Genomic DNA, 14,346 nt, shown 5'->3' on the forward strand with positions numbered 1-14,346 from the left:
GGTCACGCCCTCCCCGGCTTTTCGTTGGTCAGGCGGCCATAGACCGCATAGAGCACCAGACAAACGACCAGCAGCACCATGCCCAGCGCACCCGCCATGCCCCAATTGGCCGAGCCGGTTGCATAATAAGCGATGATTGAGCTGATCATCTGGTCGCTCGGACCGCCGATCAGCGCCGGTGTGATGTAATAACCGATGGCGCTCATGAAGACGAGCAACATACCGGACAGGATACCGCGCATACTGAGCGGCAGCAGAACCCGCAGGAATGCGCGCCATGGCGGCGCGCCCAGCGAAGCGGCGGCAGGCATCAGATTGTTCGGGATCGACACCAGCACGCTGTAGATGGGCAAAACCATGAACGGCAACAGCACATGCGTCATGGCGATGATCACGCCCGTCCGGTTGAAAATCAGCGGCAGCGGCCCGTTCGTCAACCCGAGCCAGGTCAGCGTGTCATTGATCAACCCCTTGTCCTGCAATAGGATGAACCAAGCCGCCGTGCGCACCAGAAGCGACGTCCAGAGCGGAAGCAGCACCGCTGCAAACAAGGCGCTCTTCACCCAGCCTGTGGCAGAAGCCAGCAACACCGCATAGGGATAACCGATAGCGGCGCAGGCCAGCGTGACCAGCGCGGCAATCCAGAAGGTGCGCAGCATAATGGCGCGATTGGCCGATGTGCCCGGTGCCATGGAAACAATCTCGCCAGAACTGTCGCGTTCCATATCCACAGCGGCCAATAGATTGCGATCCGTGGTGGGGGACAGAGCATTGGCAATTGCGCGCCAATATTGAGGTTGGCTCCAGCGTTTATCAACGGCCTCAAGATCGAGCGCGGGGTCGCCCTTCTCAATGGCCGAGATCGTCTTGCTCATCAGCGTACGAAAGCCCGACTGGGCGCTGTTCAAGCGCCGCACCATATCGCCGACGGCCTGCTGGTCGGTAGAGGTCTTGAGATCGGCAACAAGCGCCTGTTTCATCTCCGGTGTCGGGCCGGACTGACCGTCCCATGCGCCCACCGCTTCTGCCGTTTGCGGCAAAACACGCAGCACCGCCGTGTCGGAAATTGCCTGTTTCATCATTACGCCGAGCGGCCACAGGAAGAACAGCGCAATGAAGATCAAAAGCGGGGCGATGAGCAAAACGGAGCGCGTGCTCTTGGCGGAAAGTACCGTCATGCGACAATGGTCCAGCAATCAGCGGCATTGAAATGCGCCACCACATCGACCCCCGGCTTCCATTCGCGCGCCTTGCGATCAAGACGGACAATGAAATTATGCGCCTTGTCATCCAGCTGGATGCGCAGGTGGTCGCCCTGATAGACACTGTCGGTGACGCGCGTACTGAGACTGTTGTCCGCCTTGCCCTCGCCGCCCAGTTCTATCCGCTCCGGGCGGATTGAAAGCAACACGTTCTGTCCCGGCGTCAACGCGCCCGATGAAGAGGCATTCAGCTCGGCGCCATTGTTGAGGCGGATCAACGTATTGGTTCCGTCGATACGCTCCACCTTGCCTTCGGCAAGGTTGGTTTCGCCAATAAATTCGGCCACGAAACGGGTCTTGGGTTCGTCATAGATTTCGCGCGGTGAGCCGATCTGTTCGATCTGGCCCTTGTTGAACACGGCGATGCGGTCCGACATGGTCAGAGCCTCGCTCTGGTCGTGCGTCACGAAAACAATCGTCAAACCGAGGCGGCTATGCAGAGCGCGGATATCGAGCTGCATCTGTTCGCGCAACTGCTTGTCGAGCGCACCGAGGGGTTCGTCCATCAGCACCACACCCGGTTCGAAAACCAGCGCGCGGGCCAAAGCCACACGCTGCTGCTGCCCGCCGGAGAGCTGCGACGGCTTGCGCTCGCGCATAGTGGAAAGCTGCACCATATCCAGCACTTTTCCGACCTTGTCGGAAATTTCCGCCTTGCCAAGCCCACGCATCTGCAATGGAAACGCGACATTCTCGCCGACACTCATATGCGGAAACAGCGCATAGTTCTGGAAGACAACGCCCATATTGCGCTTATAGGAAGGCACATCGTTGATAGACTTGCCATCGACGATGAGCTTGCCGCCGCTCGGGTTTTCAAAACCTGCGAGCATCATCAGAAGCGTGGTCTTGCCCGAGCCCGACGGCCCCAGCAGACTGACAAACTCACCGCGTGCGATATCGAGGTTGAGCCCGTCTATAACTTTGAAATCGGCGTAGGATTTACTGATATTCTCAAATCGGATTCGATAGTCCGTCAATGAATCACTCCATTTGCCGGCAATCGGAATATCCCGTCCACCCGCCAGAGCCGTTCCGGTATTAACGAAACCGCTCCAGCTATTTGTTTTCACGGCAGACGGGACGGCGATGAACTTTGGCAGGCTGCCTCTGTTACTGAGCCAGCCAGGCGTTGAAACGCTTCGTCAGCTCTTCCGAATTGTCGATCCAGAAATCGACATTGAGCGGAATGGCATCTGTCATGTTGGCTTCCGCCGTTGGCAGATCGCCTGCGAATTCCGCCGGAACCTTGCTTGCGGCTTCCTTGTTCGGAAGACCGTAGGCAACAAATTTCGGTAGCTTGACCTGATTTTCCGGCTCGCTTGTGAAAGCGATAAAATCCATGCCCGCGTCCTTGTTCTCGGCGTCCTTCAGAACAACCCAGCTATCGACGGCATAGATGCTGCCCGGCCAAACGACCTTGAAATTCTTGCCCTCAGCGCGATTGATGCCGGTGATACGACCATTATAGGCCGAGGCCATCACGACTTCGTCGGATGCCAGCAGTTGAAGCGGCTGCGCGCCAGCTTCCCACCACACAATATTCGGCTTCAGCTCATCGAGCTTCTTGAAGGCGCGGTCGACGCCTTCCGGCGTGCCCAGCACGTCATAGACTTCGTCCTTCTTGACGCCGTCTGCGAGCAGCGCGAATTCCAGCGTGTATTTTGCGCCCTTACGCAACGAACGCTTCCCGGGAAACTTCTTCACATCCCAGAAATCCGCCCAGGACTTGGGGCCGTCTTTCAGCTTGTCGCCATTATAGGCGATAGCCGTGGACCAGACGATGGCGCCGACGCCGCAATCATTGACCGCGCTGTCGAGAAACTTGTCCTTGCCGCCGAGCTTGGACCAGTCGATCTTTTCATAAAGACCATCGGCACAGCCGAGCGCCAGCTCTTCAGCTTCCACCTGCACCACATCCCAATTGGGCTTGCCAGCCTTCACCTTGGCCTGAACGACACCGTAACCGCCGTCCCAGGATTCATCTAGAAGCGGCTTTCCGGTCTTTTCCGAAAACGGTTTGAAATAGATTTCGCGTTGCGCATCCTGATAGTTGCCGCCCCAGGAGACAACTGTCAGATCGCGCGCCGCAGCAGGCGCAACGTGAAAACCGGTGACAGTTGCGAGAAGTGCACCGGCGAAGGCAAGGCGTGCCATTTTCATAATCTTATTTCCCCATTTGTCTCGACAGGTTTTTCCTGCCGTTGTTGTAATGGGGACATGCTAGCCCGATCATTTGCTGCGGGCAATAAAGTATTCTCAGTATATTGCGAAAGGCTAATATTTGCCGCCTGCCGCGAAACCACAGCTGAGGAATATGCCGTTCATTCCATGCTTTGCTGGGGTTTCCTACGCTGCTGCAAGCAATTGTCGGGAGCGAAGCACCGACAAAGCGCCTTCGGCGAAATAATAGGCTTCCTCGATATGCGGCTGGCCGGACAGGATGAAGTGATCGAACCCGACCTCGTGATATTGCGCAATCAGCTCTGCCACCTGCTCGTGACTACCGACGATGGCCGTTCCCGCACCACCGCGAACCAACCCATACCCCGCCCAAAGGTGCGGATAGATTTCGAGGTCGCGCGCGCTGCGAAGCGTAAAAGCCTGTTCGCTTTTGTCCTTATGGAGCGCGTTCATCCGCGTCTGTCCGACCGACTGGGTGCGCGCCAGAATTGCCTGCGCGCGCTGGATGCGTTCCGGTGAAAGCTTCGCCAGCAAGGCATCGGCTTCCGCCCAGGCCTGCGCCTCCGTATCGCGACTGATCACATGCAGGCGAATACCGAAGGACAATTTGCGCCCAAGCGCCGCCGCCTGCGCCTTGAGGGTTCGGATGCGTTCCGCCTCGAACTCTGGATTCTCGCCCCAGACCAGATAGGTATCCACATGCTGCGCAGCGACATCACGCGCAGCCTCGCTTGCCCCGCCGAAAAAGATATTCGGCAGGCCATATACACCGAAGTCGATCTGCGCACCCTCGATGCGATAATGCTTTCCCTCGAAATCGAAGCGCTTGTCTTCACCTGCCGGTAAGGCGACACCGCGCAGCACTTCCAGAAACTCTCCCGTTCGTTCGTAACGGGCATCGTGATCGAGATAATCGCCGAACCGTCTCTGTTCGACCGGATCCCCGCCCGTCACCACGTTTAGCAACAGCCGTCCGCCGGAAATGCGTTGGAATGTCGCCGCCTGATGAGCGGCAAGCGTTGGCGAAATGAAGCCCGGACGAAAAGCGACGAGAAACTTCAAGCGGCTGGTCACGCGTGACAGCGCGGCTGTGGTTATCCATGCGTCTTCGCACCATGTGCCGGTCGGCGTCAGCACGGCTTCGAAGCCGAGAAGTTCCGCTGTTCTGGCAATCTGCTCCAGATAATCGATAGTCGGTTTGCGCCAGCTCAGACCTAATGGGCCATTGCCGAGATGTGAGTCGTCACCGGAGCCGACAATCTCACGGCTGTCGCCATTGGTCGGCAGATACCAGTGGACATGAATGCCGCTCACTGCGCCGCCTCCGTAACAGGAGACGCCCATTGCGAGCGATCACGCGCCGCTGCACCCGGATGATCGTCACGCAGCAGACGGTGACCTTCGCCCTGAAAGCGCTCGCGGATTGTCAGCGGCTCATCAGTGCGCGCGCGGATACGCCCGCGCTTGCGCAATTCCGGCACGACATGTTCGACAAAATCTTCAAAGGTGCCGGGGCTGATCACATAGGCCAGATTGAAACCGTCGATACCGCCCTCATCGGCAATACGTTCCAGCTCGTCGGCAACGGTCTGCGGCGAGCCGACCAGCTTGGGATGAATGCCGCCCACACCGATATATTCGGCAATGCCTTCCACCGTCCAGCGACGATCGGCATCGATGCTGGTGAGGCCCGCAAGCGCCGAGCGACCGGCATTGGTTTCGATATACTCCAGCGGATGATCGAGCGGATACTGGCTCCAATCCACACCGGTCCAGGCGGAGAACAGCGCCAGCGCCGCTTCCACATTGGTATAGGACAGATAGTCCTTGTACTTTGCCTGCGCTTCTTCGTCGGTCGGCGCGGTGATCACCGTCACAGCCGTGATGAATTTGATGGCATCGGGCGAACGGCCAAGCGCGACGGCCTGCGCACGGATCGCATCGGTCGAGCGGCGGATCGCCGCCGTATTGGTACCGCCAAGGAACACCACTTCCGCATTGCTTGCCGCGAATTCACGACCGCGTGGCGAGGTTCCCGCCTGAAACAGCAAGGGCGTCCGCTGCGGGCTTGGCTGTGAGAGATGCGCACCCGGCACATTGAAGTAGCGACCGTGGAAATTGATCGGGTGGACCTTGGAAGGGTCGGTATAAATCCCCTTTTCCCGATCGCGCACCACGGCATCATCCTCCCACGAACCTTCCCAGAGACGGTAGGTCACGTCGAGAAATTCCTGCGCGCGATTGTAGCGCTCGTCATGATCGATCTGGCGATCAAGCCCAAGGTTTTTGGCTGCGGACTCCAGAACCGACGTCACGATGTTCCACGCAATACGCCCTTTGGTCAGATGGTCGAGCGTCGTGAATTTACGCGCCAGCAGATAGGGCTGCTCATAAGTCGTCGAAACAGTAATGCCGAAGCCCAGATGACGGGTGGCCGCAGCCATAGCGGAAACGAGCAGAAGCGGGTCGTTCACCGGCGACTGCGCGGCTGTGCGCAGCGATGAATCCGGCGTTCCGTTGAAAACATCCAGATGGCCAAGCGCATCGGCCAGAAAAAGGGCGTCGAAGCCACCTTCGTCCAGCGTTTTGGCAAGGTTCACCCAGTAGTCGATGCTGGTGTAATTATGCGCCTTGTCCTGCGGATGCCGCCACAGGCCAGCCGAGACATGGCCAACGACATTCATGCCGAACCCGTTGAGGATGAATTGCTTTTTTGTACTCACGGCAGTGTTCCATTACGAATTATTCTATAATTTCCATATATTTAATTCGATGAATGGATACTGTCGTGCGCATTCCTGCCAAAAAAGAGACCCGCAGGAACATATTTTTCCTGCGGGTCTATACTTGATCCCAATACTTAAAAGCTGTCGGCTAGTGGATTGAAAAAGGTGCCGCTTCTTATACGGCCAGATGTCTGGTGGCTCTCAGCATCAGCGTCCAACCCCAGTCATTGGCTTCGAGCAGATCGCGAAGACGATGTCCCATCACCGGCGCGAGCGCATTGTTGAGTTTCTGCGATGTCAGGAAACGCCGGTAGCCGCGTTGCGCCATGGGCGTGATGGAGCGCAGCTGTTCTATCTTGAAAAAAGGCGACGCCAGCCCGGCCAGTTCCGTCCGGTCGACCCAACGGCGAACCTGTCCCGGACCGGGCGGCGCGACGCTGCAATGCTTTTGCAGGACGGGCCGGTTTTGCGTTGCGAGCAGCAACATGCCACCTGGCACCAGCAGATCGGCTAGCCGCTCCATGAATTGGGGCTGGTTCTCGACATGCGACAGCACTTCCAGACTGACAATCACGTCGAAGGATTGCGGCTCGAAGGACAGCGAGAAGAAATCACCCGACACGAATTTGATTTCGGGCCAGCGCGTCTGCGCCCGCTGCAAAACCTCGTCGGAAAGGTCGGTTCCCACCACATCGCCAAACCGGGCAAGCTCCGGACAGAGCCACCCCGCGCCGCAACCGACTTCGAGGATTTTCAGCCCGCTTCTGCCGGTGCGTGCCAGACTGTCGAGGACCATCTCGGCCTGCCGACGCGAGATTTCGTGCAGCTCCTTTTCGCGGGTCTGCGCGTTCCAGTCGTTCCAGAATTGGCGTTGCTGTTCAGCTTCTATCTTCATACATACAGAATGCACAAACAGAGCTGCCGGGCATATAACCGTATAAGGCGGAGCCGCTACGCCTTTCGGCGGAGCGGCGACCCCAACGTTACCTATAATTTCTTCGCGAGAATCTTGTCGATGCGCCGGCCGTCCATATCGACGATTTCAAAGCGCCAATCGTCATACTCGAAACTGTCACCAACGGAAGGCAGATCGCCCAGCTGCAACAGCGCAAAACCGGCAATCGTATGATAGCCGCGATCTTCCGGGACTTCGGTGAAACCCAGACGATGGAAGGCCTCATGGGCCGACATCAAGCCGTCAATCAGAAGCGACCCATCCGTGCGCGTCACGATATCCGGCTCTTCGTCGTCAATATCCGGTATATCACCCGCGATGGCTTCAAGCAGGTCCGACTGGGTGACGATGCCTTCGAGGATGCCATATTCATCCACGACGACGACCAGCCGCACCGGACTTTTCTTGAAGATTTCAAGCACACGGAAAATCGGTGTCGCCTCATGCACCACGACAAGTTCCCGGATTGCCTTCAGCGGATTGACCGCATGACCGTCGAGCACCTGATCAAGCAGATCTTTCTTGAGAACCATGCCGATGGGTTCGTCGATGCTCTGATGCGCGACCAGCAATTGTTCGTGGCGACATTCGCGGACAGTCTTGAGCATCTGCTCCTGCGTGTCGTCGGCGTCCACCCAGTCGATCTCACGCCGGGGCGTCATGATATCGCCCACGCGGCGGTCACCAATGGTCAGCGCACGCGCCACCACCTCGCGTTGCGTCATTTCAATCAGACCAGCCTGCTGGCTGGCCGCGACGAGCAGCTTGATCTCTTCCGGAGAATGGGTCGATCCCTCCCCGTTGCCCGGCTGCAAACCGCACACCCGCAGCACCAGATTTCCCAGTGCGTTGAGCGTGGAAATGGCGGGCCAGAAGATAAAGGTAAAAGCACCGAGCGCACGGACGACAAACAACGCCGTGCCTTCGCTGCGCTGCAAGGCGAGGCTTTTGGGCGCAAGTTCGCCCAGCACAATATGCAGCGCCGTGATGATGATGAAGGCAATCGCAACCGCGATGGCATGCGACCCAAAGCTCACCCATTCGGTCGGCAGCGCGCCCAAAGCGGGTTCGATGAGATGGGCAAGGGCCGGTTCACCGATCCAGCCGAGCGCCAGCGAGGAAATCGTTATGCCGAGCTGCGTGGCCGCAAGATTGGCATCAAGATGATCCACTGCGCGCTGAAGAGCCGTAGCATTGGTCCGCTTGGCGGCGACGAGTTCGGCCACCCGGCTTTTGCGGACAGCCACCAGTGAGAATTCAGCAGCAACGAAGAAGCCGTTAGCGGCCACCAAAAGAAGGACCGCCAGAATGCCAATAATATCCGCCCAATACATGCTCAATCCTTATCGCGGCGCCCTATCGCGGGTTGCGACTCTGTCTTAATCGAAAACACTATGCCTTAGGCTTGGGCGACGCTCAAGAAATGCTCGAATTTTGCTGGCAAATCAATCAGGGCTTTAGTCGACCACCGTTACCACTGACGGTGCTTCACCAACCGTTCCGACGATACGCGCCGCCGGATAACCGGCGGAACGGATCGTTGCGACAATGCGCTCTGCCGCATCTGGCGCACAGGAAACAAGCAGACCGCCGGAGGTTTGCGGGTCAGTCAGCAATTGTTGCTTCCAGATCGGCGTGTCATCAGCAAGGTGCACTTCGTCGCCATAGCTCGCCCAGTTGCGGGTCGAAGCGCCGGTGATAAAGCCCTCCTTGGCAAGGCGTTCAGCCTGGTCCAAAAACGGCAGATCACTGTATCGAAGTGTGATGCCGACCTTCGATCCTCGCGCCATTTCAAGCGCATGACCGAGGATACCAAAGCCTGTCACATCGGTGACTGCATGGACGGCATCATCCTTGCCGAGTTCAGCGCCGACCCGGTTTAACAGAGTGACGGAGGCCATCATTTCATCGTAACCGGCGCTGTCGAGCACCTGCTTCTTGAAGGCGGCGGAATAAATGCCAACGCCCAGCCCCTTGGTCAAAATGAGCACGTCGCCCGGTTTGGCTCCGCTGTTCTTGCGCAGATTGGAAAGCTTGCAGGTGCCGATCACCGCCAGTCCATAGATCGGCTCCGGCGCATCGATGGAATGCCCGCCTGCCACAGGAATACCGGCTTCGGTACAGATGCTGGAACCGCCTTTCAGAATATCGCGGATCATTTCCGCAGGCATCTGGTTCACCGGCATGCCGAGGATCGCCAGCGCCATGATCGGCGTGCCGCCCATGGCGTAAACATCGGATATAGCGTTGGTTGCGGCAATGCGCCCGAAATCGACGGGATCATCCACCATCGGCATGAAGAAATCGGTCGTGGCGATCACGCAGGTTTCATCATCCAGCTGCCAGACCGCTGCATCGTCGCCGGTCTCGGTACCGACAAGCAACTGCTTGAACGGCTGAATGGCGGGCTGATCGGCAAGCAGATTTTGCAACACGGCGGGCGCCAACTTGCAGCCACAGCCGCCGCCATGCGCCAGAGTGCTGAGACGGATGGGCGATGCGATATCCATGTTTCCTCCTCAGCCGAAAGCGGTTCGTTCGCGAGTGCAAACAGGAACCGCCCCAGCATGTTATTTCGTATCAGATCGAGATTTCGCGTGCCGTCATGCTATAACGGAAAGCATCCGCGTCGAGGCAATCGAGACGTGTGCTGGCCACTTCGGCTTGCGGATACATCAGGAAGCCAAGCTCCCCGCCCTGCGCGGAGGGCAGATCGATATCGCTGCCGTCATTGAAGGCAATCCAGTTGCCTTCCCATGCGCCGAAGAGCTTCTGACGAACAGCAACGACACGCGGATCGTCTGCGGTCAGACCGTCCTTCTCTTCTTCAAGCATGACCTTTCGCACATCGGCCGGATCAGTCGCGACCCAACCGACGCCGTCGAGATAGATTTCAGCACGGCAATGCTGCGACTTGGTGATGACCTCGTTCTTTGCGCCAAGGCTCTTGTAGCCGAAAGCGGAGGGCGCCACCCGCACCCCATAAAGATCACGTGCGGGAATGCCAGCGGAGCGCACCAGCGCCACGAAAAGCGGATTGAGATCGGCGCATTTGCCGCCCAGATCGCCGCTCTTCAACATAGCCACGATATCGCCATCGCCGCAACCGCGCGTGGAGGCGCGTCGATAGGTGTTGGCGACAACCCAATCATAAATGCGGCGCGCCTTGTCCTGATCGCTTGTGGCATCGCCGACGATCTTGTCGGCGGTTTCCCGAACGATGCCATCCACCGGAGCCAACCGTGTTCCGGCCAGATACTTGGCGCGCTCTGTTTGCGTCAGCGGCGCTACCGCCGACGATGCTTCAAGCTTGCTTGCGCGGTCACGGGTCGAAATGAGGCTCGTGATTTCCGCAGACGGCGCTTCCTCGCCCGGCGCCCATTCGAGATAGAGCAGGCCTACCCCGCTGTGCGGATCGCGATCGAGTTGCGCTACCTTTGCATTGGTCGTCCAGCGGTTGCCCTCTGGACGGTTCCAGCCATCCGCCTGAAACCCGACCAGTGGCACCCATGCCCGGATGACATCCTTGGACGCGGTAGGATTGACGACGGTCTTGATCTCGAAACTGCGCCAGTTCGACGGCTGCGGCGCGAAAGTGACGTCAGCAGCGAAGGCAGGCGCGAGACTGAAGCCCGGCATGACACTTATGGCGGCGCAGACGGCACCGGATTTGAGAAGTTCCCGACGATTCATGACGATCCCCTTAAATAGCTCCTTCTGGAGCCATAAGCTTTGTTTCTTGCCTTTGTGAGGAGAAAGCGCTGCTGTTGCGCCTGACCGAAACGGTCAGCGCAGGCCAATATTGATCTGTGATCAAGGCCCCGAAACTCGGGAGCAGCGAAAGAAGTCACACGGGCAGTCTGCCGTGTTTGTAGAGGCCCGTCAATCAATGAACAAACAAGACAAGTGTTCGTGAAGATTACATTCATGTATTAATACCTGACAATCACAGTCATGTTATTTATAAATGCACTTTGTTGTTACATTTTTCGGCCTTCACTTCGGTTGACAACTGCAGTTTATTGCGTTGAACTAGTGAAATGAAAGTCAAGCCAGCCCGACAACGCGCCTGCGACTGTATCCCGGCACGTCGGTTCTGATCATCAGGGAGGTATCGCGCTATGAATGTGGAGCTCTCACGCCGCCAGTTTCTGGGCGGAACGGGAGCGGTGGTAGCGGCTTCGGCGCTCGGTTCTTTCGGCTTTGGTGCGGTGGAAACCGCCTATGCTGAGTCCATTCGCCCCTTCAAGCTGGCCAATACGACCGAAACCCGGAATACCTGCCCCTATTGTTCGGTGGCCTGTGGCATTATCCTTTATTCCAAGGGCGATGTGCGCAAGGGCGAGAAAGCCGACCTGATCCATATCGAAGGCGATACGGACCACCCGACCAATCGCGGCACATTGTGCCCGAAGGGTGCGGCTCTCAAGGATTTCGTCAAGGCGGAAACCCGCCTGCAATATCCGATGGTCCGTGAACCCGGCTCCGGCGCATTCAAGCGCATTTCATGGGACGACGCGCTGGATCGGATCGCACGTCACCTCAAGGATGACCGCGACGCAAACTTCATCGCGAAGAACGACGCCGGCATTACCGTCAACCGCTGGACGTCGACAGGGTTCCTCGCCGCGTCCGCAACGACCAACGAAACAGCGTTTCTCACCTACAAGGTGGTGCGCAGTGCAGGCATAGTCGCATTCGATAATCAGGCTCGCGTCTGACACGGCCCGACGGTGGCGAGTCTCGCCCCATCATTTGGCCGTGGCGCAATGACCAACGCCTGGACAGACATCAAGAACACTGACCTCATCGTCGTCATGGGCGGCAATGCGGCGGAAGCGCATCCGTGCGGCTTCAAATGGGTGACGGAGGCAAAGGCCAACCGTGGTGCCAGGCTGATCGTCGTCGATCCGCGTTTCACGCGCACGGCATCGGTAGCGGATTATTATTCGCCGATCCGTCAGGGTTCGGATATCGCCTTCCTGCTCGGCGTCATCAACTACTGCATCCAGAACGATCACGTGCAGTGGGAATATGTGAAGCACTTCACCAATGCCAGCTACATCGTCAAGGATGGCTTTGAATATAAGGACGGGCTGTTTACCGGTTATGACGAGGAAAAGCGCGATTATGATCGCTCGAGCTGGGAATATGTAATCGGCGACGATGGCTATGCCGTCGTGGACGACACTTTGCAGCATCCGCGTTGCGTGTGGAACCTGTTGAAACAGCATGCCTCCATCTACACGCCGGAAATGGTCGAGCGCATCTGCGGCACACCGAAGGAGAAATTCCTGAAAGTGGCCGAGATGATCGGGGAATGCTCGTCACCCACCAAGACCATGACATCCATGTATGCGCTTGGCTGGACGCAACATTCCAAGGGCGCGCAGAACATTCGCGGTATGGCGATGCTTCAGTTGATCCTTGGCAATATCGGGGTGCGGGGCGGCGGCATGAATGCGCTGCGCGGCCACTCCAATATTCAGGGGCTGACCGATATCGGCCTGATGTCCAATCTTCTGCCGGGCTATATGAATATCCCGGTGGAGAAGGAGATTGACCTCGACACCTATATGTCGACGCGCAGCTTCAAGCCTTTGCGTCCGAACCAGACGAGTTATTGGCAGAACTACAAGAAGTTCTTCGTAAGCTTCCAGAAGTCCATGTGGGGCAACGCCGCCACCGTTGAAAACGACTTCGCCTATGATTGGCTGCCGAAGCTCGACGTGCCGAACTATGACGTATTGCGCATTTTCGACATGATGAACGATGGCAAGGTCAACGGCTATGTCTGCCAGGGCTTCAACCCGCTGATGGCGGTGCCAAACCGCAACAAGCTGACCGCAGCCCTGTCGAAGCTGAAATTCCTCGTCACGATGGACCCGCTCGAAACGGAAACATCGCGCTTCTGGGAAAATCACGGCGAATATAATGACGTCGACACGGCGTCGATCCAGACGGAAGTGTTTCAGCTTCCATCCACCTGCTTTGCAGAGGATGAAGGCTCGCTAACCAATTCCGGCCGCTGGCTGCAATGGCACTGGCCGGGAGCAACACCGCCCGGCGAGGCGAAGACCGACAACTGGATCATGGCGCAGATTTATATGCGGCTGAAGGCGCTTTACAGCAAGGAAGGCGGCCCGTTCCCGGATCCAATTCTCAATCTGGTCTGGGATTACAAGGACCCGGACGAACCGACCGCCGAAGAACTGGCGCAAGAACTGAACGGTCGTGCGCTGACCACGCTGATGGACCCGACAGACCCGAGCAAATTGGTTCTGGAGGCTGGGAAACTGCTGCCCGGTTTTGCCGCGCTGCGCGATGACGGTTCCACATCGTCGGGCTGCTGGGTTTATTCCGGCTGCTTCACCGAGGCGGGCAACAACATGGCCCGTCGCGACAATCACGATCCCGACGAGACCGGAGCCTATCTCAACTGGTCCTGGGCATGGCCCGCCAACCGGCGCATCCTCTATAACCGCGCTTCCGCCGATCTTGACGGCAAGGCGTGGGATCCGAGCCGCAAGCTCATCGAATGGGATGGAACCAAGTGGACAGGCTATGACGTGCCGGACATCGCGCCGACCGCCAAGCCGCATGAAGTCGGACCGTTCATCATGAATGCGGAAGGCACATCGCGCCTGTTCTGCCGTGGCATGATGCGCGATGGTCCGTTCCCCGCCCATTACGAGCCGTTTGAGTCACCGCTGGCCAATGTGGTTGCGCCGAATATCCGGGGCAATCCGGTGGCCCGCGTCTTCAACAACGACTTCAAACAGTTCGCTGATACGGCATCCGAGGAGTTCCCTTATGCGGCAACCTCCTATCGCCTGACCGAACACTTCCACTATTGGACCAAGCACGTGCATGTGAATGCCGTGCTGCAGCCCGAATTTTTCGTGGAGATTTCGGAAGAGCTGGCAAAGGAAAAGGGCATCGCCAAGGGCGACTGGGTGCGCGTCTGGTCGAAGCGCGGCTCGGTCAAGGCCAAGGCAGTGGTGACCAAACGCATCAAGCCGCTGATCTGTGACGGCAAGACGGTGCATGTGGTCGGCATTCCGCTGCATTGGGGCTTCATGGGCGCTGCCCGCAAGGGCTTCGGTCCGAATTCGCTGACCCCGTTTGTCGGCGACGCAAACATCGAGACGCCGGAATTCAAGGCGTTTCTGGTCAATATCGAACGCAGCAGCGCGCCTGTTGCTTAGAAGGGATTGAA

Annotated in this window: 10 protein-coding genes; 1 reads left to right on the plus strand and 9 read right to left on the minus strand. The window is 58.0% G+C overall.

Annotation, left to right across the window (positions count from 1 at the left end):
* Positions 1-2: 2 nt before the first annotated feature.
* The 9 genes from FHW03_RS14160 to FHW03_RS14200 all read right to left on the minus strand — a co-directional run bounded on the left by FHW03_RS14160 (position 3) and on the right by FHW03_RS14200 (position 10,820).
* Positions 3-1,178: an ABC transporter permease gene (locus FHW03_RS14160; protein WP_182521212.1), complete on the minus strand. Its 1,176-nt coding sequence runs from the start codon at positions 1,176-1,178 to the stop codon at positions 3-5.
* Positions 1,175-2,242, minus strand: coding sequence for an ABC transporter ATP-binding protein (locus tag FHW03_RS14165; protein ID WP_182521213.1), 1,068 nt, complete (start codon positions 2,240-2,242; stop codon positions 1,175-1,177). Before FHW03_RS14165 ends, FHW03_RS14160 begins: the two co-directional genes overlap by 4 nt.
* 133 nt (positions 2,243-2,375) lie before the next feature.
* Positions 2,376-3,425: an ABC transporter substrate-binding protein gene (locus FHW03_RS14170; RefSeq protein WP_182521214.1), complete on the minus strand. Its 1,050-nt coding sequence runs from the start codon at positions 3,423-3,425 to the stop codon at positions 2,376-2,378.
* 186 nt (positions 3,426-3,611) lie between these two features.
* Positions 3,612-4,760: an LLM class flavin-dependent oxidoreductase gene (locus FHW03_RS14175; RefSeq protein ID WP_377514848.1), complete on the minus strand. Its 1,149-nt coding sequence runs from the start codon at positions 4,758-4,760 to the stop codon at positions 3,612-3,614.
* Positions 4,757-6,169: an LLM class flavin-dependent oxidoreductase gene (locus FHW03_RS14180; protein WP_377514850.1), complete on the minus strand. Its 1,413-nt coding sequence runs from the start codon at positions 6,167-6,169 to the stop codon at positions 4,757-4,759. The genes FHW03_RS14175 and FHW03_RS14180 overlap by 4 nt, the downstream gene beginning before the upstream one ends.
* Before the next feature lie 178 nt (positions 6,170-6,347).
* Positions 6,348-7,067, minus strand: coding sequence for a class I SAM-dependent methyltransferase (locus tag FHW03_RS14185; RefSeq protein WP_182521216.1), 720 nt, complete (start codon positions 7,065-7,067; stop codon positions 6,348-6,350).
* Between the two features lie 92 nt (positions 7,068-7,159).
* Positions 7,160-8,461: a hemolysin family protein gene (locus FHW03_RS14190; protein WP_182521217.1), complete on the minus strand. Its 1,302-nt coding sequence runs from the start codon at positions 8,459-8,461 to the stop codon at positions 7,160-7,162.
* Between the two features lie 123 nt (positions 8,462-8,584).
* The gene (gene selD, locus FHW03_RS14195) at positions 8,585-9,637 is read right to left on the minus strand and encodes a selenide, water dikinase SelD (protein ID WP_182521218.1); all 1,053 of its coding nucleotides are present in this window, start codon (positions 9,635-9,637) and stop codon (positions 8,585-8,587) included.
* Positions 9,638-9,707: 70 nt separating this feature from the next.
* Entirely contained in the window at positions 9,708-10,820 is a 1,113-nt protein-coding gene (locus tag FHW03_RS14200) for a transglutaminase-like domain-containing protein (RefSeq protein ID WP_182521219.1), read from the minus strand.
* A 428-nt stretch (positions 10,821-11,248) separates the two neighbouring features.
* Here FHW03_RS14200 and fdnG point away from each other — a divergent pair, with 428 nt between their 5' ends.
* On the plus strand, positions 11,249-14,335 hold the full coding sequence (gene fdnG, locus FHW03_RS14205) for a formate dehydrogenase-N subunit alpha (RefSeq protein WP_182521220.1): 3,087 nt from the start codon (positions 11,249-11,251) through the stop codon (positions 14,333-14,335).
* Positions 14,336-14,346 lie beyond the last annotated feature (11 nt).

This window comes from Ochrobactrum sp. RH2CCR150 (genome assembly GCA_014138095.1).
In the GTDB taxonomy this organism is placed as follows: Bacteria; Pseudomonadota; Alphaproteobacteria; order Rhizobiales; family Rhizobiaceae; genus Brucella; species Brucella gambitense.

What these genes read in the sequence shown, in the direction of transcription:
- FHW03_RS14160 (WP_182521212.1), bottom strand. Translation starts at nt 1,178, where the DNA reads ATGACGGTACTTTCCGCCAAGAGCACGCGCTCCGTTTTGCTCATCGCC.
- FHW03_RS14170 (WP_182521214.1), bottom strand. Translation starts at nt 3,425, where the DNA reads ATGAAAATGGCACGCCTTGCCTTCGCCGGTGCACTTCTCGCAACTGTC.
- FHW03_RS14185 (WP_182521216.1), bottom strand. Translation starts at nt 7,067, where the DNA reads ATGAAGATAGAAGCTGAACAGCAACGCCAATTCTGGAACGACTGGAAC.
- FHW03_RS14190 (WP_182521217.1), bottom strand. Translation starts at nt 8,461, where the DNA reads ATGTATTGGGCGGATATTATTGGCATTCTGGCGGTCCTTCTTTTGGTG.
- selD (WP_182521218.1), bottom strand. Translation starts at nt 9,637, where the DNA reads ATGGATATCGCATCGCCCATCCGTCTCAGCACTCTGGCGCATGGCGGC.
- FHW03_RS14200 (WP_182521219.1), bottom strand. Translation starts at nt 10,820, where the DNA reads ATGAATCGTCGGGAACTTCTCAAATCCGGTGCCGTCTGCGCCGCCATA.